The following is a 21190-nucleotide window of genomic DNA, read 5'->3' as shown; positions in this document are numbered from 1 at the left end:
TCGAACAACCTAAAAAGGTATTAGCCTATTCTTTTTTACTTGGCATCATTTTAATGTCCGTGTTTCATCTCATAAAAGTAGAATGGACGTTCATTTTGACTCTTTTATTCGTCCTAATTTCAGACCGTTCCCTATTCAAAAAGGTAGATTACGCACTACTCATAACCTTTATTGCTTTCTTTGTTTTTATCGGGAATATCTCTTCTATTCCTGCATTAACACACTGGATGCAAGCAATGCTTCAAACTGAGCCAAAAACTTATTTGGCAGGGATTCTTTCCTCACAAATCATTAGTAATGTACCGGCCGCTATCTTACTCTCAACTTTCACACCTTATGCAAAATCACTCCTCATCGGAGTCAATATCGGTGGACTTGGAACCCTAATTGCCTCACTAGCTAGCGTCATTTCATATAAATTATTTGCTCAAACCTATCCGAATCAAACGGCAAAATATTTAAAAGTATTTACGTTATATAATGTGTCTCTACTCTTCATCCTGACCCTATTATTCTTAATATCCTTATAATTCTATATTAAATGAAAAGATTAATTTATTTTTTTAATTAATCTTTTTTATATTTTTTTAAAAATTGGTAAAAATAATTTTGAATTGGACCCTATATGTCCTATTTTTTTGATATGATTTGTTTACAGAAAACATAAACTAACTTGGAGGAATCTTAAATGAATGAATTTATGAATCAAGCACAATTAATAAAAGATGAACTGATAGAATATAGACGATTTATTCATGAAAATCCTGAAGTAGGTGCCGAACTTCCAAAAACAAAAGCGTTTGTCATGAATAAACTGATGGAGTTTGGTTACGAACCGACAGAGATTTGTGAGAGCGGAATTGTTGCCACAATTTCAGGACCAAATCCAGGAAAAACCTTCTTATTACGAGCAGATATGGATGCACTTCCTATGAAAGAAGAAACAAGTTGCGATTTTAAATCGACAAATGGATGCATGCATTCTTGTGGACATGATATGCACACCGCAATGTTACTTGGAGCTGCTAAATTACTTAAACAAAATCAAAATCAAATCGAAGGAACAATTAAACTAGTGTTCCAACCAGATGAGGAAGGATTTACAGGAGCTAAAAAAATGCTTGAAGCGGGAGTCCTTGAAAATCCAAAGGTTGATGCCGCCATGGCGATGCATGTTCACTCAGGTTCTCCTTCAAACGTTGTCTTATGTGGGCTTGGAACAAGTATTGCAGGATGCAATCGCTTTAGAATTGTAGTTAAAGGAACAGGATGCCATGGAGCCATGCCTGAACTTGGAGTCGATCCGATTAATATTGCAGCTCATATTTACATTTCTTTGCAAGAAATTATTGCTCGTGAAGTATCACCAACACAACCTGCTGTTCTAACCATCGGAAAATTTGCCGGTGGAGACGCTCCTAATATCATTCCAGGAGAAGTGATCATGGAAGGAACGATTAGAAGTTTGAATAAAGAACTCGGTGAATTCATTTTTAACCGTATGAACGAAATTGTGACCTCAACTGCTAAAATGTTTAGAGGAGAAGCAGAACTTATTGAATTATCTTCAGTTCCACCATTAGCCAATGATACAGACTTAGCAAAAGAAGTCACGACTTATGTCAAAGACTTAGTTGGTGAACAAGCTGTAGTCTTATTTGAAGGTGGCGGTATGGGATCGGAGGATTTCGCCTCTTATTCATACGAAGTTCCAAGTGTTTATATGATGCTTGGTGCTGGAACAAAACAAGAAGATCCTTCATATGGAGAACCGATGCATAATGAAAAAGTCGTGTTTAATGAAGACATCTTAGCGACTGGAGCCGCGATGCATACCTATTGTGCTATCATGTGGCTAAAAAATCACGCTAAATAATCAAAATCAATCAGAAAGGTAACAAAATGAGATTATTAGAACTCGTCTTTTATTTATTAAAATGCCACTCAAAAGTAACCATTAAAGAATTAGCGGAGACTTTCGATGTTTCAACGAAGACGATTCAACGTGATATTGACAAATTATGTGTTCTTGGTATTCCGATTATATCCACCCGAGGAAAAAATGGTGGCATTGAAATCGATCAGAATTATATCATTGCGAAGCAAGTTTTAAAACAAAGTGACTACGAGTCATTAATTACGTCGTTATACATCGGACAGCAGTTCAGTCAAAACATTAGTCATTCCTTTTTAATTGATAAGTATCAATTGATGGAACCTAAGCGATGTTCACAAATCTTAAATCACTTAAATCATTATTTCGTCATTGATTTAGATGATAATCCCTTTGATCGAAAAGGTGAGCTTTATCAACAACTTGACCATGCCATCCAAACCAACTCTTATATAGATTTGGAAATAAGACAAAAACGCCTAACCGTCATCCCTATCTCTTATGTCTTAAAGCCGGTTGGAATTTGCTTATATTGTTATCATGAAGACTATATGCTAATTCCAATCACTCAAATTGTCAAGGTCGATGTTTTAAATAAGCCTTTCAATCAATCTATGATTCCCTATCAAGCTCAACAAGAAAAACCGGATATTTCATTTAACAACTAAATAAAGCAAAAGCACCTCATGGAGATTAACGAGGTGCTTTTGCTTTATTTAATGAAAAATTGACTGCTTTTTCTCTAACATTTCTTCCATGAAATGTCGAAAATTCACAACTCAAACCATCACATTTTTTAACCCTTTCTTTGCATATCCCTTTACACCTTATCTAGCCTAAATTGACTAGATAGGATGTTGTTTTAAGTCACTCTAGAGATGGCTCATCTTTTATGCTTGTTCAAATTGACTGTTATATAATTCTGCGTAGAATCCTTGTTTAGCTAATAACGATTCATGATTTCCACTTTCTAAAATGTCGCCATCTTTTAAAACTAGAATCACATCTGCATTTTTAATCGTTGATAATCGATGTGCAATCACGAAAGAGGTTCTACCTTCCATTAATTGATCCATTGCTTGTTGAATAATAAGCTCTGTTCTCGTATCAACGGAACTTGTGGCTTCATCTAATATCAACATCGGTGAATTTTTCAGCATCGCTCGTGCAATCGTTAATTGTTGTTTTTGTCCAGCTGATAGATTCAATTTATCATCTAAAATCGTATCATAACCATGATGTAACGTTTGAATAAAATGGTGTAATCCCACCGCTTTACAAGCCTCTTCAATTTGTTCATCCGTAATATGCACTTGATTATAAACTAAATTTTCTTTCACTGATCCTTCAAATAACCAAGTGTCTTGTAAAACCATACAGAATAAATCATGAATGTTCTCTCTGGTTAATTGATTAATTGGCGTACCATCAATATAAATCGCTCCACCATTTATTTCATTAAATCGCATGAGTAAGTTAACAAGTGTTGTTTTTCCAGCACCTGTTGGACCAACAATCGCAATTTTTTGACCTGGTTTTACTTTTGTCGAGAAATTTTTAATAACCGGATGAGTTGTCCCTTCATAGGTGAATGTCACATTTTTAAACTCTACATTTCCTTGAGCTGTTTCAAGTCGTTTTATTTTATGGCTCTCATCCTCCATTTCCTTCGCTTCTAAAAATTCAAAGACACGATGACTTGCCGCTGTTGCTGATTGTAAGCTTTGCGCTGCTTGTGCCATTTGTGCTAGGGGTTGTGTAAAGTAGCGAACATACATAATAAAGGCCACAATCACTCCAAATGAAATGACATCATTCATTGCAAGGACAGCTCCAACGATACAAACTGCAACATATCCAAGGTTTCCAATAAAGGTCATTAATGGCATCATAAGACCTGCTAATAACTGCGCCTTAAATCCATTTTGCTTTAATTCTTGATTCATCGATTCAAAGATATCTCCCATTTGCTTTTCAGCATTATAGGCTTTCACAATCGTATGCCCTGTGTAAACTTCTTCAATATGACCATTTATTTTTCCTAAGCCTTCTTGTTGTTTTAAGAAGTATTTTTGTGATTTTTTCATGATAAATCCTACTAAAACAAAACCAATTACAGTAGCTAAAATTGCGGTAATGGTTAATAACACATTTGTTTTAAGCATCATGATCAAAGATCCCAGGAACAAACAAATTGCCGTCACTAAAGTTCCAACACTTTGATTTAACGTTTGTCCAATTGTGTCCACATCATTCGTTACTCGAGAAAGAATATCACCTGTTGTTGTCTTATTATAATAAGACATGGGTAGCTTGTTTATCTTTTTAGATAAATCTGTTCTTAAATTTTTCGAAACCTTTTGCGTTATATTTGCCATAATCAAGCCTTGAGAAAGTGATAACACAAAACTAATTCCATAAATGATGACTAATGTCATCCCAATTGAACTAATGGCTTCGATATCAATCTCACCAAATAATCCCTCAGTCATCAAATCTGTCATTTCTGATAGCTTATCTGGCCCAAATAAGGTTAGGGCTGTTCCAATCCCTGCACCAATTAGTGCAATAATCATCATAGGAAGATAGCGACGACAATAATGAACTAATTTAATCAGGCTACTTTCATTTTTATCTTTTTTTCTCATTACGCAAGCTCCTCCTTTGAAAGTTGAGAATAAGCAATTTCTTGATAAACTTCACAATTTTCCATCAACTCATCATGTGAGCCCATTCCGACGATTCGCCCCTCTTCTAAAACAATAATTTTATCAGCATCTTTAATGGTTCCGATACGCTGAGCAACAATTAATAACGTTGTTCCAATGGTCTCTTTTTTTAGAATACTTCTTAATTGTCGATCAGTCTTGTAATCAAGCGCTGAAAATGAATCGTCAAAAATTAAAACTTCAGGACGTCGAGCAATCGCCCTCGCGATAGATAAACGTTGTTTTTGTCCACCAGATAAATTGGTTCCACCCTGAGCCACATGAGCTTCATAACTGTTGTCCATTTTCTCAACAAATTCAGAAGCCTGTGCAATTTGAACTGCATCCATTACTGTCTCTAATCCTTGTGTTCCTTTTCCATTCTCTCCAAATGCAACATTCGATTGAACAGTCCCTTCAAATAAAGTCGCTTTTTGAGACACATAACCAAATTTATTACGAAGTGCTTTTTGGTCATATTCTTTTACATTAATCCCATTGATTAAAATTTCACCCTCACTGACATCGTAAAAGCGTGGAATTAAATTAACCAATGTACTTTTTCCACAACCTGTCGCTCCGATAAAGGCAATGGTTTCTCCACGTTTTGCTGTAAATGTTATATCTTCTAATACATAATCATCACTATCAGTATATTTAAAGCTCACTCGTTTAAATTCTATTTCACCACTCATTCCTGCTGGCGATTGAGTCAACGAACCATTTTTAATCACTGATTTTGTTTCCAATACCTCGTTAATTCGTTTAGCCGAAACAGCAGCACGTGGAAGTAAAATAAATACCATAATTAACATCATAAATCCCATGACTACTTGTACCGCATAAGATGAGAAAACAATCATATCCGAAAAAATTTCCATTCTTGATGGTAATGTCGCGTCATTAATCAAGATAGCCCCAACCCAATAAATAGCAAGACTTAAACCGCTCATAATCATGCTAATACTTGGCATTAAACTTGCCATAACAGAGTTTGTATATAAATTGTTATACGTTAAGTCATTATTCGCTACCGTAAATTTATCTTCTTGATATTTCTCTGCATTATAGGCACGAATCACACGTAAACCACTAATATTTTCCCGAGCACTTCGATTTAAATTATCCGTTAATTGTTGAATTCTTCTAAATTTAGGTAATGCAATGATCATACAGATTCCAACAATGATGAATAAAACCATGACAGCAACTCCTGTTGACAACGTCCACTGCCAACTTTTATCATAGATTTTCATTAACGCCCAAAATGCCATAATAGGAGCTTTAATTAACATTTGTAACCCCATGACAATAAACATTTGCACTTGATTAATATCATTCGTTGAGCGTGTAATTAAACTCGCAGTTGAAAAATTATTAATTTCCTCCATTGAGAAGGATTGGACTTTATCAAATAATCCTGAACGCAATCGTGCTGAAAAGTTCGCCGCAATTTTAGCTGAAATAGCCGCTGCAATAAATGAGGTTCCTAAGCTAGCTAACGCGCACAATAGCATGTATCCCCCAGCCACCCAAATCTCATTCATCTCACTTCCTGGTGTTTGAACTAATCGCGTAATCTCACTCATATAGTCCGGTAATTTTAAATCTAACCAAACTTGAGCCACAATAAAGATGAAGCTAATAGCAAAAAGAATCCATTCTTTTACTTTTAAATGTTTAAAAATCTTTATCATATTAACTCACTCCTTTTCCTAATGATAAATGTAGGATACAGGAAAAAGATTAACTGAAAAAAAACTTTTTACTTTTTTAATGTATAAAAATAAAAGAATTCTATTCTATGACATGATCAATAAAATAGAATTCTTTCTTTTAGATTATATTGGGTAACTCAATTGTAAATGAACTTCCTCTTGATAAGGTACTTTCACAGGCTATACTTCCTTTATGTAAATGAATGATTTTATAGACAATAGATAAGCCTAAGCCATTTCCCATCGTGGCATGAGACGTATCTTCTTGATAAAACTTATCAAATATTTTAGGGATAGCCTCAGCCGCAATCCCAACTCCTGTATCACTAATAGTAATAACAATTGAATTGCTAACTTTCTTCATACTGATATCAATGATTCCATTTTGTGAGGTAAACTTTATCGCATTATCAAGTATATTTAACCACACTTGATTTAACATTTCCTTATTCCCAAAGTAATGATAATCTTGAATATCTGCATTCAGAATTAACTGTTTTTTTTCTAATTTTGTTTCTAATAATAACACGCATTGGCGAATTTGTTCCCCAATATTAAATAATTGTTGGTCGCTTAAAATAGACTGTGCTTCGACCTTAGAAAGCGTCAAAACATTTGTCGCTAAATTTGAAAGACGGGTTGACTCTTCAATGACAATATCAAGGTATTCTTCTCTTTCCTCTTTCGTTAATGAATCATCTTTTAAAATTTCAGCAAATCCTTTAATTGAAACAATCGGGGTTTTAAATTCGTGAGAAAAATTATTAATAAAATCCGTTCGTAAAACTTCAATTCCTGCTAATTCTTCTGCCATATGATTAAAATTTTCAGACAATAACTCATATTCAGGGGGATGTGTAATATTTAATCTAGCTGAAAAATCCCCACTAGCTAATTGATTCATAGCGTCCATAAACATTCTAACTGAACTTAACATTCTTTTACTCGCAACCGTTGAAATAATAGTCCCCACAATAATACACGATACTAACGTAATCAGCATAATAATAATTGGCTTCTCACAAGTACTTTCATTAATCCATCCAAACAAAAGACTAAAAGACATTAAAGCCCCCGTAATTGCAAATGTAATTAAATACATCACAAAAAGAGAAAGAGAAAAATAAAGGGTTAGGGTAATTCTTTTTTTGATTGCCTTCATACTTTTTTAACCGCCTTATACCCTAGTCCACGAACACATATCAATTCAAATTCAGGATAGTTCGAAAACTTATTTCTTAAACGATTGATATGAACATTAACCGTTGTATCGGTTGTCTCGCTTTCCATTCCCCAAATTTCATCCATTAATTGAATTCGTGTGAAAATGCGTCCAGGATAAGACAGTAATTTATATAATAAATAAAATTCTTTTTGCGGAAGGGTCTGAATTTCATTTTCTCTTGTCACTGTTAACGCATCATAATCTAACCTTACTTTACCAATCGTTAATTTTCGTTCATTTACAATTTGAGATCGACGAAGAAGTGCTCGAATTCTTAAAAGCATTTCTTCAGTATCAATAGGTTTGGTCATATAATCGTCAGTTCCAACAATAAAACCTTTTTTCTTATCTTCTGGTAAGTGTTTTGCTGTAGCCATTAAAATCGGCATCGTAAAATTCGCTTCCCTTAATAATCTAGCCACTTCAAATCCATCCATTTTAGGCATCATAATATCTAAAATGATTAAATCGATATGTTGGATACTTAAGATTTCCAATACCTTTTCACCATCTTCGGCAGTAAACACAGTATATCCTTCCCGCTTCAATAATGTTTCTAATAATTTTCTAGCATGCTTATCATCTTCTGCGACTAATATATTAATCATCTTTTGCCTCCAACCTGATTGATTGAATCATTAAAATTCTTATCATTACTATTTTATCAAAGAACAATAAACTGTAAATAAACTGATCTTATTGCGACACAAAAAATCATTTCCTTTTCTTTGTCTGTCATAGATATCCTAGATTTAAGGTATACAAAGAGATTAATTTCTACAAAATAGTGACATAATCTATCTCATTTCAAACTTTAATTTTGAGATTTAAGGAGTGCTTAAATTATGAAAAAAAAATTAAAACATATTCTCATCTTAGCAACCGGTGGTACAATTGCCGGAAGTGGTCCTGAAGGAAATACAACAGGCTATCAAGCAGGTGTCATCTCAATTGATGAAATCTTAGCTGATATTCCAAACTTAAAAGAAACTGCTCGCATTAGTGCCATTCAAATTAGCAATTTAAATAGTGATGATATCACATTCAATGAATGGAAAAAACTTGTGGATGCCATTCATGAACACAACGATGACCCAGATATGGATGGATTTGTGATTACTCATGGGACTGATACCTTAGAAGAAACTGCCATGTTTTTAAACTTAACGCTTAAAACGACAAAACCCGTGATTTTGACTGGTTCTATGAAACCTGCAACAGCTATCAGTGCAGATGGTCCCTTAAATCTTTACGACTCTGTAGTCGTTGCCACCCATGAAGATGCCATCAATAAAGGCGTGTTAGTTGTCTTTGATAATGCCATTTACTGTGCACGCGATGTTAAAAAAATTAGTACCTTTCAAACCGACGCCTTTGGTTCAGGGAAATTTGGAGCGATTGGATTTATCCGTGATCATAAAGTTGATTTCTATTTAATGACCACCAAACCGCATACCATTCACTCAGACTTTGATATTACCGGTTTGGATCGACTTCCATCGGTTGGAATGGCCTATTTCACGATTGATAGTGACCCTAGTATTTTACCTTATCTAGCCAGTCAGCATGATGGATTGGTAATCGTTACAGCAGGTGATGGACAATTAAGCAAACGTTGGCTTGATGCCATTAATGTCCTTTTAGCGCAAGAATATCCTCTTATTTTAAGTACACGTGTTTTCACTGGAAATATCTCGGCTCAAAACAATGCCAATACGTTTAATCCCCAAAAATCACGTATTTTGTTACAACTTGCCCTTACTAAAACAAAAGATCAGAAAATTATCAATCGCTATTTTTCAACCTATTAATCAAAAAACATTATCCTAACACCCCTAGGATAATGTTTTTTGACATACTATTTATTTCTTAAAGCATAAACCTCATCGATTAATAAGCCTGTTTTAGTGGCAATCACTTCGTCATCTAACAGATCTAATAAATTTCTGGCGATTTCTATTTTTTCTTGATGACGTACTTTTTCTATTTCGTCCTCATCTTCATTTTCAGTAGGAATTGACGCTTGTCCTACTAGGTTTAATTGATAATATAATTCTGTTCTTTTTTCTAGCAAATCTTGAATCTTCGATGATGTTTCATATTCATTTGTTGTACAAACTAATGAATCGCAACGATGTTCCTTCAGTGTTTCTATTTCTGCTTCAATTTTTTCAACTTCTTGATTAATTTGTTCTACATTCATTTTAATATCCCCCTCTTTTAAGTTAGTTAAATTAGATCATTATTATTTCAAACCCTAATCAAAAACGCTTGCAAACTTATTCACAATTCTATCTCCTAATAAAAAGATGACTGGATAGGCAGTCATCTTTTTATTTAATCTTCAATCCACTCTTTTGAATTAGGCATTAAATAATGTGGCATCAATTCAGTTATGCAATAGGTTTGAACTCCTGCCCTAAATAATGGTTCAGCATTTAAATAAGCAGCTATTGCTTCGTAAGAGTTTGACTTCATGATGAATAACCCACCACTCAAATCAGCCTTTAAAGATGACATCAAACTTAGTCCTTAATCCATCACTTTTTTTGTGCATGCCATATGCTCTTTTAAAAGATCGTCATTCATTGCCTCTTGATTTTTAATCGTCCCTTCAACCATGTAGTATTTCATTAAGATGAATCTCCTTTTTTATCTTCTTGCCCTGTTATGATGCTACGACAAACGCCTATCACGAGTCCATCAATTTACCCCTTAACTCTAATACCGTAAATTTTTTGAGGTCTTGAATGAATTCTTTCACCGCTTTTTCAGATGTGGACCATGAAGTCACTAATCGTATGACGGTTTCAGTTCGATTAGTTGAATCCCATCTCGTAAAAAGATACTTAGTTTCAAGTAAGGCGACAATTTTATTTGGAATAATCGGAAAAATCTGATTCGTGTCTGAGTCGACCATAAACTGATAACCTAAAGAGCTAATACCGACCTTCAATAATCTGGCCATCTCATTCGCATGATTGGCTAATTCAAAATAAAGATTGTCTTTAAATAACTCGCTAAACTGAAGACCTAAAATACGTCCCTTTGCTAATAAGGCACCTTTTTGTTTCATATTAAAACGGAAATCTTTTCTAAGCATTGGCTGATTGATCACGAGTGCCTCACCACATAATGCTCCCATCTTCGTTCCACCGATATAAAATACATCTGTCAACTGAGCCAAATTTGATGGTAAAAGATCATTTTTCTCGCAGCATAAGGCTGACCCTAACCGAGCCCCATCTAAATAACAAATTAAATTCTGTTCTTGGCAGTACTCATAAATGGCTTCAAGTTCAGATTTTTGATAAATTGTTCCGAGTTCAGTAGGATTTGAAAGATACACAAGCTTAGGCTTCACCATATGTTCATCAATGTGTGTTTTTAATACGTCTTTTATTTGAGCAACACTCAATTTTCCATCATGTGAAGAAACTGGAATGACTTTATGCCCCGTTGCTTCGATTGCTCCAGTTTCATGGACTGCCACATGACCTGAATCCGCAGAAATCACGGCTTCATAAGGTTTTAAAAAAGCAGAAATCACCGTTAAATTCGTCTGTGTCCCCCCCACAAAAAAATGAATTTCATCGTGATTTAACATAAACGTTTCCTTTATCAAATGAGCGGCTTCGGTACAAAAAACATCGTCTCCATAACCCTGATGTTGTTCTAAATTCGTTTGCTGAAGTGCTTTTAAAAGATTAGGATGTGCCCCCTCACTATAATCATTTTTAAAACTATACATAGCGACCTCTCCCATCGTTTTATCTCATGCTAACCATGTATATGAGAAATATCGCTATCATATGCTAAATTTATCTTATATCAAAAAGATTCTGATGGACTATTCCATCAGAATCTTTCTTTTATTATATTGTTATTTCAACTTGGTTTCCCTCAGGATCTAAAATGCAACTTTCATAATAACCATCTCCTGTTGTACGAGGACTACTTAAAATATCGTATCCTGCCTCTTTTAGACAGTTTGTCAACTCGTCTACCTTTTCTTTACTCCCAACACTAAACGCAAGATGTATGTATCCCGTTTGATATAAAGACTTTTGGTCTCGCTCTAAATTAGGTCGTGTCATTAATTCAAATCGCATCTGATTTTCAAACGTTAAAAAATAAGTCTGTAGACCAGTCTTTTGATTATGGTATTTATCCCCGCAGGTTGCCTCAAAAAATTGCATATAAAATCGTTTCATCTCTTCTAACTGTCTGACATACATCGCCATATGATTAATTTTCATGTGTCTTCTACTCCATCTATTTCTTTAAATTCACTCAGAGCTTCTTATTTAAACAAAATTTTTCTAAGGCATACGCAATCCCATCCTCTTCATTAGAGAACGTGACAAAATGTGCTATGTCTTTTAACGCTTGAACTGCATTCTCCATCGCAATGCCTAAGCCTACGTATTTGAGCATTGAAGCATCATTATGTCCATCACCAAAAGCTACCACTTCTTCTTTTTGGCAACCTAGGTAATTTAAGACTGTTTCTAACGCTTTTGCCTTATCAATGCCTTTAGCTGTATATTCAACATAAAAAGGGGCTGTAAACATACAATTGCACTGCTCATTGAATGGATACTTCATATCCTCAAAGATCTCCTCCAGATAGTCAGGCATACCACTCGTTAGTATTTTATGACATTCAAACTCAACAAATGCTTCTAAATCGTCTACCTCTTTTAAAATAAATGCATTACCTTTTGTTTCGTATTCGACTAAATACCCGTCTACATTTTCTACATATAAATGAACTCCATCGTCAATCATCGGCGTTAGATTAAACTGCTTAAGATGTCTTAAGATTGACTTCGCCTCTGATATGGAAAGGGGGTTATTGAATAAAATCGTTTTCGTGCTTAAATCAATCACTTGACTTCCATTGTAACTCACTAATAATCCCTGATGCTGATCCATTTCAAGTTCTTTCGCTAGATTTAACAATCCACTGGTTGGCCGTCCAGATGCCAAGACTAAAATCATCCCCTGTTCTTGTGCCATCTTTAACGCTGCTTTGGTCTTTTGGGTAATTTTCTTTTCTTTATTAGTTAATGTTCCATCCACATCCATCACAATCACTTTATAAGGGTTCATCCTTCTAACTCATCCTTTCAAACGACATACTGCCTCTTCTTCTAAATCTTTTACTGTTATTTCACGATTTTTATAATAATATTTTAAATCCTGTTCATTAATCTCTCGAAGAACACGGCATGGATTTCCAACAGCTACACAGTTGGCTGGAATACTCTTGGTCACCACACTCCCTGCTCTAATGACTGTATTTTCACCAATGATAACCCCCGGACAAATCACAACACCCGCTCCAATCCAACAATTATCTTCAATTATCACGGCATCAGTATACATATACTCTCTATAATTTGGATTAATGGGATGACCAACTGTTGCAATTGTGACCCCAGGTCCAAACATTACTTTTTTACCAATCGTTATTTTCCCATCATCCACAAATTGACAATTAAAATTCACATAGGATTTTTCGCCAATCTCTATATTATATCCGTAACAAAAATAAAAAGGAGGTTCAATCCAAGCTTTCGTTTCCTTGCCAAAAATCTCGTTCATGAGTTGAATTCTTGTTTGAATCTCATCAGGGCCTGTTTCATTAAAAGCTTTCATTCTTCTCTTAGCATTTTGACGGTCTTCTGCTAGTCCATCGCAATTGTCTGTAAATAATTGACCTGCTGCCATTCGTTCTCGCATCGTCATGTTACTCTCTCCTACTTCTCAAACTTTTAATTGTCTGCTCACATGTGCTATATTATAATAATAGTCTATAATTTTTCGAATTACTATCATAATAGACTATTAACTTATAACAATTATATTTTTCAAAGAGGGTTTATCTATGTTAGAACTTAAATTATTTCAAGACCATTCTGAGGATGTAGCCTATAACTTCACTGACTTTTGCATTCGCTCAAACTTTGCAAGACTTAGTGATTATCCAAATATGTCAGCTGCCAATCATTGGCATGATGATTTTGAATTTACGATTATCTTACACGGAAAAATGGCCTATTCAATCAATGGAAAACCTTATCTTTTGACGGAAGGACAAGCTATTTTTGTAAATTCTGGACACATGCATTACGGTTTTTCAAGTAATGGTGATGAGTGTGAATTTATTTGTATCCTACTTCCACCTTCTCTCATTTCTGCCATTCCTCGAATAGCCGATCACTACGTCAATCCCCTTAAACAAGACTCCTCTCATCCCTTTTTTATCTTTGATCCAAAGATTACTTGGCAACGACAATTTATTGAACATTTAAAACAATTACATCAACTTTGCCAAAAGCAATCAGAAGGATTCGAATTACAAATCATGAGCCTTTTTTATACGATTGCTTACCAACTTTATCACCATGTTAAACAAGATCAAACTGCACACGAGTCATTTCTGGATAAAGGAATTGGGCCCTTGCGACAAATGATTAGTTACATTCAACAAAATTATTCCGCCAAAGTCACCTTAAACGATATTGCGATAGCTGGGAATGTTTGTCGTAGCAACTGTTGTAAAATATTTCAAAAATTTCTCAATCAATCGCCCATTGGTTATCTAACCGAGTACCGTCTAGAAAAAAGTCTTTTCCTGCTTAAAACGACGAACTATACCATTACTGAAATCGCCCTTCAATGTGGCTTTAACAGTTCAAGTTATTTTACTGAAACGTTCCGTAAAGAACTGAATTGTACGCCCTCAGACTATCGAAAAAAACATAAACACTAAAAACTCCGAATCGTCCTTCAAAAAGTCCACGATTCGGAGTTTTTTTAAAATTCACTCTCAATAAAGAAACCTACTTTCATCTCATGTCACGCTTACTGCTTTCTCTTATACAGCACGACCATTCCAGTGCAAAGGAAAGCAAATAACCAAAAAGTTCGTCCAACCTTCACTTTATTTGTTGTGTCTTTCTCAAATGTCCTTTGGCTCACACTTTCAACTTCTTCGATCATCTCAAACGCTGTGACAAGTTGTGGTTCTTCATCTTCTAATTGTTCTACTTCTTCAACAATGATTGTTTTTGAAATCGGTTGTTGATTTCTTTGAATCTCTTCTTCTATTGGTTCAACGGGTAAAATTGAGTAATCATTGTGACTCTCTTCTTTAATAGCTGACTGTTCGGTGACACTGATTTTTTCACTTAGTTCCTTTGATTGAAGCTCTATCTGACTTTCTTCAACCGTTACCTCACAACTCGCAACATGAGTCCCGGTTCTAACTTCAATGACTGCCTTACCTACTTGTTTGGCAATCAGTTCTCCATCATTAACCATGACGACCGATTCATTAGAACTGCTCCAACTTAAATTTTCTGTAATAGTTGCATGAGTTGGGATAAATAATACATTCAAATTCATACGTTCTCCGACTTTTAAATCAAGCGTATCTACCTCTAAGACGATTCCAGTGAGAGCTCGTCCCGGTAATAACTTAGATAAAATCGGAACCCCGTATCCAAAGTAAGGATCCCATCCCACTTCTCCTAGATCATCAGCTATTTCAATCAAAATTTCTTCAATATCATGAGGCATTAACGTCGGATTATTTAATTTTAATAAAGCAGCCATCGCACTAATATGTGGTGCAGCCATTGATGTTCCATCTAAATAACCAAATCCTCCACCTGCAACCGTGCTATAAATATCAACACCTGGTGCGACCACATCAACATGTGCTCCATAATTTGAAAAGACTGCTTTTTGCAACGACGAATCCATAGCAGATACAATAATCGCATCCTCTAAATGAGAGGGACAACTATTCATCGTATCGATATTATCATTTCCCGAAGCAATGACGACTGTAATGCCGGAGGTGATTGCTTCTAAAATGGCCATTTCTAACGCTTTTGAATGATAATAGGGATACAACCCAAGACTTAGGTTGATGATGTCGACCTCAGCTTCTTTGGCATACTTCACACTTTCAACCAACGCTGAAACAGTTCCTTTCCCGCGCGAATCCAACACTTTTAATGGTAAAAGTTTAATATTGTCTAAGCCTGCGGTTGCCTTGGAAATGATTCCTGCTACATGCGTTCCATGACTATTATAACTATCATCAAATGGATCTTCATGTCGGTTCACAAAATTATATCCAAAATCTGATAGTTTATTTTCAAATAGAGGATGTGTGGGATCAATTCCCGTATCAATAACCGCAACGACAAGCTCATCATCTTTTTCCTCTTGAATTAAATAGTCTCGATAGGAATTAATTCCAAGATAGTCCATTCCCCAAAATTCATCACTCCATGAAGTGATAGTCTGTGTATCCATAACGTTTAAACTAAGCTCCAAATCAGGTTCTACCCACTCTACACCAGGCGTCGTTAATAGCCTTTCATACGCTTCTTCTGTCTGTGAAATAGAATCAAATGAAATGACAAATAAGTCCTCTTCTAATATTCGAAATTCATCATACTCAAGTGGCTCATTACTTTTCACAATCAAACGCTGGCTATCAAATGAAAGATGATGTGCTAAAACCTCACATTCGCTAATCAATATAAAACCTAATATTAATAATATATACTTTGTTAACTTCATTAGTTCTCTCCCCTACAAGTACTATAACTCGCTAAATTATAACAAAATATACACTATTTTTCACTAAAAAAAGGTTAACTAGACGTTAACCTTTGACATAAACCGGATGGTCTTTTAGCGCAATCCTTTCAGCTACAACACCTTCTGTTTCAAAAAGAACCAATTTGTTAATCCCTACTTTTAAAAGAGGCCCTGGAATATATAAATATTGAATCGGTCCTACTGACCAGTATCGACCGAGATTGAAGTCATTGATAAAGGCAACCCCTTTTCCAAGCGTGCTACAATCTAAAAATGTATCTTCACATTCGTGTGCTTCAAATTCATATTCATAAAATGCTGGTGTATTTGGAATCCATCCTTTTGTGAAATCCACGTCACCAATCGTTTCAAATGACAAAGCATATTGCACCCACTCTGTTTCAAAATGATGATCCACCATCACACCTCCACGAATTCCTTTTCGTTGAGTAGGAGCTAACAGCCTTGCCCCATAATTATTACGTCCCATATTTTCGACTAACAAGGACAATTCATGTTCCCCTTGAAGTGGAAGATTAAATTCGGTTCCGATTTCTTCTTGTGTTTGCGTTAAATAAAAGACTTCGTCTACATACACCGAAACACGATCACTTGTATCTACTAATTTGATACGCTCTGAATTGGTAGAACCGATCACCCTTGTTTGATACAAGACGTACCCATAACCACTCCCTAATTGTTCAAATGTTTTGGGCCAAATACTTTGCTCACTTTTCCCTAACGAAGATAATGTCTTAAATAATGACACTTTACGTTTTAGTGGAATGAGCCCGTAATCTTTTTTTGTTCTTAATTTAGGTGTTTGCTGAATCATATCTGGAAATAATTCTTTTAACAATTCTTGTGCTGCTTCATATTTTTTCGTTGGATCTCCCCATTCTGTTAAGAAGGCATCATAATCATACGAGGTGACTTGTGGTAAATTCCCAATTTTCCCAGCACAAGAACCATTCATAAATCCAAAGTTTGTTCCCCCATGAAACATATACAGGTTCAAACTCCCACGTTGTAATAATTCTTTCATACACGTCATCACCTCATCAGCGTCGCGCAAAATAATGTCTTCATTCCAACGATTAAACCACCCACACCAAAATTCCATACACATCAATGGCCACTTTTTATCATGCTTTTCCATAAAGGATTGCAAGACATCAAAATTTTCATTCCCTCGTGACCCAAAGTTTGCCGTTACCAACACCTCCTCTTCAATTAAGGTTCCTGACATCAATGCCTGCTCCCATGCCCCGTCAGATGTAAACAATGGCACGTCAATTCCTGCGTCTTCAATCATCTTTTTCAAAGCACGCAAATACAATTTATCATTACTAAATGACCCGTATTCATTCTCAACTTGCACCATGATAACGGGTCCGCCTTTTGTCACTTGTAATGGCACAATTAACGGTAATAGCACCTTGAAATAATTTTCGACCTTTTCTAAAAACAACTCATCATCACAACGAATTTTCATGTCATGATAATTAAGTAACCAAGCAGGCAATCCCCCATTTTCCCACTCCGCACAAATATAAGGTCCGGGTCTTAAAATAACCATCAGTCCGATTTCTTCGGCCTTTTTCACAAACGACACTAAATCTTTACCTCCAGTAAAATCAAACTGCCCTTCACGCATTTCATGAAGATTCCACGGAACATAAGTCTCCACCGTATTAAATCCTAACGCCTTCAAATTATATAAGCTATGCTCCCAATGATCGGGCATTATTCTAAAATAATGAATCGCTCCCGACATTATTCTAGTTGGCTTTCCATCGACTAAGAATTCTTCTTTCACTTCAAATGTTTTCATCTTTTTGCTCCTCATCTTTTACTTCTCTGTCTTCTTTCTATCTAGAGATTGGATTCTTAAGAACCTCATTTCCTGGATATATTTTACTATAAAAACGCTCTTATCACATCTGTCATTTTCTAATATTCAGTGTAAAAAAACCTTATCTAAATGGATAAGGTTTCATTAGGTGTTAATCAATATCAATGATCATATCTCGATGATAGTAGGTCAAATCTTGTTCATTAATTTCTCGTAAAACACGGCAAGGATTTCCAACAGCCACCACATTGGCAGGAATATTTTTTGTGACGACACTTCCCGCTCCAATGACCGTGTTATCACCAATACTCACGCCTGGTAAGACAACGGCATTTGCTCCAATCCACACATTGTTTCCAATTTTAATCGGAAGATTATATTGAGCCTGCTTACGTCTTAACTCAGGATGAATGGGATGAGTTCCCGCACTCACGGTGACATTAGGCCCAAACATCACATGATTACCGACGATAATTTCACAATCATCAACAAGTGTTAAATTAAAGTTTGCATACACACCGTCTCCAAAATGAACATGTTTTCCTCCCCAGTTTGCACGAAGTGGCGGTTCGATATAACAGTTCTCGCCGATACTTGCAAACATTTTCTTTAATAAAGCCAGTCGCTTTTCATGCTCAGACGGACGTGTTTGATTAAAATCATATAACCGCTCAAGACAAATGGTTTGTTCTTTGATTAACTCATCGTGATTACAATAATATAACTTTTGATGAGACATTCTTTCCTTTAGTTCTTTCAGTTCCATTTTAATTCCCCTTATCTTTATGGATATAACTTCATTATATCTAAAAATTACGAAAAGTAATTAAAAAAAGAGGACTATTTTAAATTTAATTCCTCTAACTTTTCATTGACAAAAGAAATTTAATGTTTGAAGCTGATTTCATCAATTTTGCATCTGAAAGGCGGCGATAGAGCCTTCAACTTGGCCTTTTTATCTCGATTCCCTCTTTCTTGCTCGATACTAACCATTCATAAAAAAAATCTAGTCAATTTATCTTGACTAGATTTTTTCTTTACCACATGAACGATTCAATTTTGCCTTCACTTTCAATCGTGGAAAGAGTCGTTCCCTGTGCTTTCCATTTTGTTGCATAATCTTCAAATAACTCACCAATGGCTTGTCCAATTTCAGTATAATCTTCATCCTTTAAATTGGCTAACGATACACGAATCGACCAAGTCGGTCCCTCAAATCCACTTCCATTTAATAACACAATTCCATAACGGGCTGCTAATTCAAATAAAAATTCGAGTGGATGATAGTGATCTAAAAGGTAACTCACAAATTCATTTCCATATTGAAGACGGGCCCAGACTAATAAGTCAATTTGATTATAGTAAGAAGTCGTATAACGATCCTGTTTTTCAGCAAGAGATGGAAGCTGTGCATAAATTAATTCCTTACGTCGACGACAAATCTCTTTTGTCTGATTTTTATACGTCTCTTCTTGATCAAGTAAAGCAAAAATCGAGAAGAACGCCATTTGAACCTGCTGTGGCGTTGATAAGCCAGCTGTATGATTTAAAGCGACCTGACGACTATCTGCTACAATACGATCAATAAATGGAATCTGATCTGGTGTCACCGTTAAGGCTTTATATCGTTTACGTAAGATTTCCTTTTCATCTTCTGGTAACTGTTTGACTAAATCATTAAAGACATTTTCTTGTGCTAGCGCAATCACACCTAAACGCCATCCTGTTACCCCAAAGTATTTTGAATACGAATAAACGCCTAAGGTGTGATAAGGCATCGTCATCATTAACGATTTAAAATCATCGCAGAATGTTCCATATACATCATCTGTTACAATCATCAAATAAGGATTTTTTTCTTCAACGACTGCTTTTAAGTAATCCATCGATTCATCATTAATTGCAACAGATGCAGGATTACTTGGATTCACGATACAGGCTAATTTAATACTTGGATCAGCTAATTTATCTAACTCTTCTTTTGGATACTGCCATGTATGACGACCATCCTCATTGACTTCTGAGGCATATACTTTAACAATTTCAAAATCATAATTCGGTAATCCTGCGATTTCAACATATGGAGTGAAAATCGGGACGAATAAAGCAATTTTATCTCCTTGTTTTAAAATACGATTGGCCATTAACGAGTCAAAAATATAGCACATGGCCGCAGTCCCACCTTCAACGGCATATAAATCATGTGTTGAAGTCAACAAATTGCCTCCCATTTCTTTGACAATATAATCTTTGACTACTTGTTCTGTTTGAACGAGCATACGATCCGGCACTGGATAATTATCACCAATAATAGCATCCGTCAATTCATAAACCCACTCATCCTCGTTAAATCCATGTTTTTGGATTCCATATTCAATGATTTCTTTTAACAAGGTCATTCCTGGTGCTTCCGCATACACTTCACTATATCTTTTGAAACGTTCATAAATACCGGCTTGTTCTGGCATCCCCGCTAAATCTTTCTCACACCAAACACGTTGTGTTTCTTCAACAGCAAATTGACCAAAGGTAAAAAAGGCTTGACGAGGTGTGGCTGCTGTCCAATTTGGATTTCCTCGGCCCGCATTTAACATCGGACGTCCCACTTTATTTTCTGCTTTTTGTGCTAGATGAATTAATTCATCTTTTAGCTCAAATGGACTTAAATGTCCTACTTTTTCAATCATTTGTTTAATCGATTGTACATTAGTTGTCATACGCTACGCCCTTTCATGACTGATTAAATCAATCAATCCTTTATCTCTCACTTCTTTAATTTTTTCAGTCTTAATACAACATCAATCTTCACTTGATCAATATATTTTCATGTCTAATAAGAATCAAATACGACGTTAAGAATTTCATCTAACCTCTCTTTAGCTTGATAGATTCTTGATATTCCTTCGACATTTTTTTTACTTTTTAATAATCGGCGAGATAAATTATAACATCTCCAAATTTTAAGTCAACCTATTACAGATTGAAAAAATTAACTTTTGAAATGGATTGTCCCTTTTTTTCAAGGTCCTGTTTTAAATAAGTGTTGATAATAAAACACAAAAAAGCTCTATTGAAATGCATGCATTCATCACGATAGAGCTTTTATAAAATAAGAAATATTAAGAAGCGAATTGTCCGATACAAACTTCTGTTTTGTAATGA

General features: G+C 35.3%; 19 protein-coding genes. 5 read left to right on the top strand and 14 right to left on the bottom strand.

What is annotated here, in order from left to right; translation table 11 throughout:
- The 3 genes from J6D32_RS01815 to J6D32_RS01805 form a co-directional block, all read left to right on the top strand.
- Nucleotides 1-530: transporter permease (locus tag J6D32_RS01815; protein WP_503004014.1), on the top strand; the 530-nt coding region annotated here is incomplete at its 5' end.
- A 158-nt stretch (nucleotides 531-688) separates the two neighbouring features.
- A complete protein-coding gene (locus J6D32_RS01810; RefSeq protein WP_006785765.1) occupies nucleotides 689-1876 on the top strand; it encodes a M20 metallopeptidase family protein in 1188 nt (395 codons plus the stop codon).
- A 26-nt stretch (nucleotides 1877-1902) separates the two neighbouring features.
- Complete coding sequence (locus J6D32_RS01805) at nucleotides 1903-2562, top strand: helix-turn-helix transcriptional regulator (protein ID WP_006785764.1); 660 nt, start codon at nucleotides 1903-1905, stop codon at nucleotides 2560-2562.
- A 222-nt stretch (nucleotides 2563-2784) separates the two neighbouring features.
- Here the strand turns inward: J6D32_RS01805 and J6D32_RS01800 are convergent, their stop codons facing one another.
- The 4 genes from J6D32_RS01800 to J6D32_RS01785 all read right to left on the bottom strand — a co-directional run bounded on the left by J6D32_RS01800 (nucleotide 2785) and on the right by J6D32_RS01785 (nucleotide 8153).
- A complete protein-coding gene (locus J6D32_RS01800; protein ID WP_287467222.1) occupies nucleotides 2785-4542 on the bottom strand; it encodes an ABC transporter ATP-binding protein in 1758 nt (585 codons plus the stop codon).
- Nucleotides 4542-6299 carry an ABC transporter ATP-binding protein gene (locus tag J6D32_RS01795; RefSeq protein ID WP_195248560.1) on the bottom strand — a complete coding sequence of 586 codons (1758 nt, stop codon included), beginning with the start codon at nucleotides 6297-6299 and terminating at the stop codon, nucleotides 4542-4544. Before J6D32_RS01795 ends, J6D32_RS01800 begins: the two co-directional genes overlap by 1 nt.
- Nucleotides 6300-6438: 139 nt before the next feature.
- Nucleotides 6439-7482, bottom strand: a complete 1044-nt coding sequence (locus tag J6D32_RS01790) for a sensor histidine kinase (RefSeq protein ID WP_006785761.1) — start codon at nucleotides 7480-7482, stop codon at nucleotides 6439-6441.
- On the bottom strand, nucleotides 7479-8153 hold the full coding sequence (locus J6D32_RS01785; RefSeq protein ID WP_006785760.1) for a response regulator transcription factor: 675 nt from the start codon (nucleotides 8151-8153) through the stop codon (nucleotides 7479-7481). Before J6D32_RS01785 ends, J6D32_RS01790 begins: the two co-directional genes overlap by 4 nt.
- Before the next feature lie 237 nt (nucleotides 8154-8390).
- Here J6D32_RS01785 and J6D32_RS01780 point away from each other — a divergent pair, with 237 nt between their 5' ends.
- Nucleotides 8391-9356 carry an asparaginase gene (locus tag J6D32_RS01780; RefSeq protein WP_009607717.1) on the top strand — a complete coding sequence of 322 codons (966 nt, stop codon included), beginning with the start codon at nucleotides 8391-8393 and terminating at the stop codon, nucleotides 9354-9356.
- 47 nt (nucleotides 9357-9403) lie between these two features.
- On the opposite strand, the gene J6D32_RS01775 is transcribed toward J6D32_RS01780, so the two are convergent.
- The 6 genes from J6D32_RS01775 to J6D32_RS01750 form a co-directional block, all read right to left on the bottom strand.
- Complete coding sequence (locus J6D32_RS01775) at nucleotides 9404-9748, bottom strand: hypothetical protein (RefSeq protein WP_287467221.1); 345 nt, start codon at nucleotides 9746-9748, stop codon at nucleotides 9404-9406.
- Between the two features lie 134 nt (nucleotides 9749-9882).
- Nucleotides 9883-10065: a YciI family protein gene (locus tag J6D32_RS01770; protein ID WP_006785756.1), complete on the bottom strand. Its 183-nt coding sequence runs from the start codon at nucleotides 10063-10065 to the stop codon at nucleotides 9883-9885.
- A 172-nt stretch (nucleotides 10066-10237) separates the two neighbouring features.
- Nucleotides 10238-11311: a threonine aldolase family protein gene (locus J6D32_RS01765; protein WP_009607703.1), complete on the bottom strand. Its 1074-nt coding sequence runs from the start codon at nucleotides 11309-11311 to the stop codon at nucleotides 10238-10240.
- 109 nt (nucleotides 11312-11420) lie between these two features.
- Nucleotides 11421-11804: a VOC family protein gene (locus J6D32_RS01760; RefSeq protein WP_006785754.1), complete on the bottom strand. Its 384-nt coding sequence runs from the start codon at nucleotides 11802-11804 to the stop codon at nucleotides 11421-11423.
- Nucleotides 11805-11838: 34 nt separating this feature from the next.
- Nucleotides 11839-12660, bottom strand: coding sequence for a Cof-type HAD-IIB family hydrolase (locus J6D32_RS01755; protein WP_287467219.1), 822 nt, complete (start codon nucleotides 12658-12660; stop codon nucleotides 11839-11841).
- 9 nt (nucleotides 12661-12669) lie between these two features.
- A complete protein-coding gene (locus tag J6D32_RS01750) occupies nucleotides 12670-13299 on the bottom strand; it encodes a sugar O-acetyltransferase (RefSeq protein ID WP_287467217.1) in 630 nt (209 codons plus the stop codon).
- Between the two features lie 139 nt (nucleotides 13300-13438).
- Here J6D32_RS01750 and J6D32_RS01745 point away from each other — a divergent pair, with 139 nt between their 5' ends.
- Nucleotides 13439-14326, top strand: coding sequence for a helix-turn-helix transcriptional regulator (locus J6D32_RS01745; RefSeq protein WP_129821561.1), 888 nt, complete (start codon nucleotides 13439-13441; stop codon nucleotides 14324-14326).
- Between the two features lie 92 nt (nucleotides 14327-14418).
- Here J6D32_RS01745 and J6D32_RS01740 read toward each other — a convergent pair whose 3' ends face one another.
- The 4 genes from J6D32_RS01740 to aspD form a co-directional block, all read right to left on the bottom strand.
- A complete protein-coding gene (locus J6D32_RS01740; protein ID WP_287467216.1) occupies nucleotides 14419-16152 on the bottom strand; it encodes a S8 family peptidase in 1734 nt (577 codons plus the stop codon).
- An 85-nt stretch (nucleotides 16153-16237) separates the two neighbouring features.
- Nucleotides 16238-18007, bottom strand: a complete 1770-nt coding sequence (locus J6D32_RS01735) for a glycoside hydrolase family 35 protein (protein ID WP_287467215.1) — start codon at nucleotides 18005-18007, stop codon at nucleotides 16238-16240.
- A gap of 172 nt (nucleotides 18008-18179) precedes the next feature.
- The gene (locus J6D32_RS01730) at nucleotides 18180-18794 is read right to left on the bottom strand and encodes a sugar O-acetyltransferase (RefSeq protein WP_006785747.1); all 615 of its coding nucleotides are present in this window, start codon (nucleotides 18792-18794) and stop codon (nucleotides 18180-18182) included.
- Between the two features lie 271 nt (nucleotides 18795-19065).
- Nucleotides 19066-20745, bottom strand: coding sequence for an aspartate 4-decarboxylase (aspD, locus tag J6D32_RS01725; RefSeq protein WP_195943908.1), 1680 nt, complete (start codon nucleotides 20743-20745; stop codon nucleotides 19066-19068).
- Between the last annotated feature and the right edge of the window lie 445 nt (nucleotides 20746-21190).

This window comes from Turicibacter sp. (genome assembly GCF_017941855.1).
Lineage (GTDB): Bacteria > Bacillota_I > Bacilli_A > MOL361 > Turicibacteraceae > Turicibacter > Turicibacter sanguinis.
The sequence above is the reverse complement of the archived record's forward strand: the minus strand, read 5'-3'. Positions and strand labels throughout refer to the sequence as shown.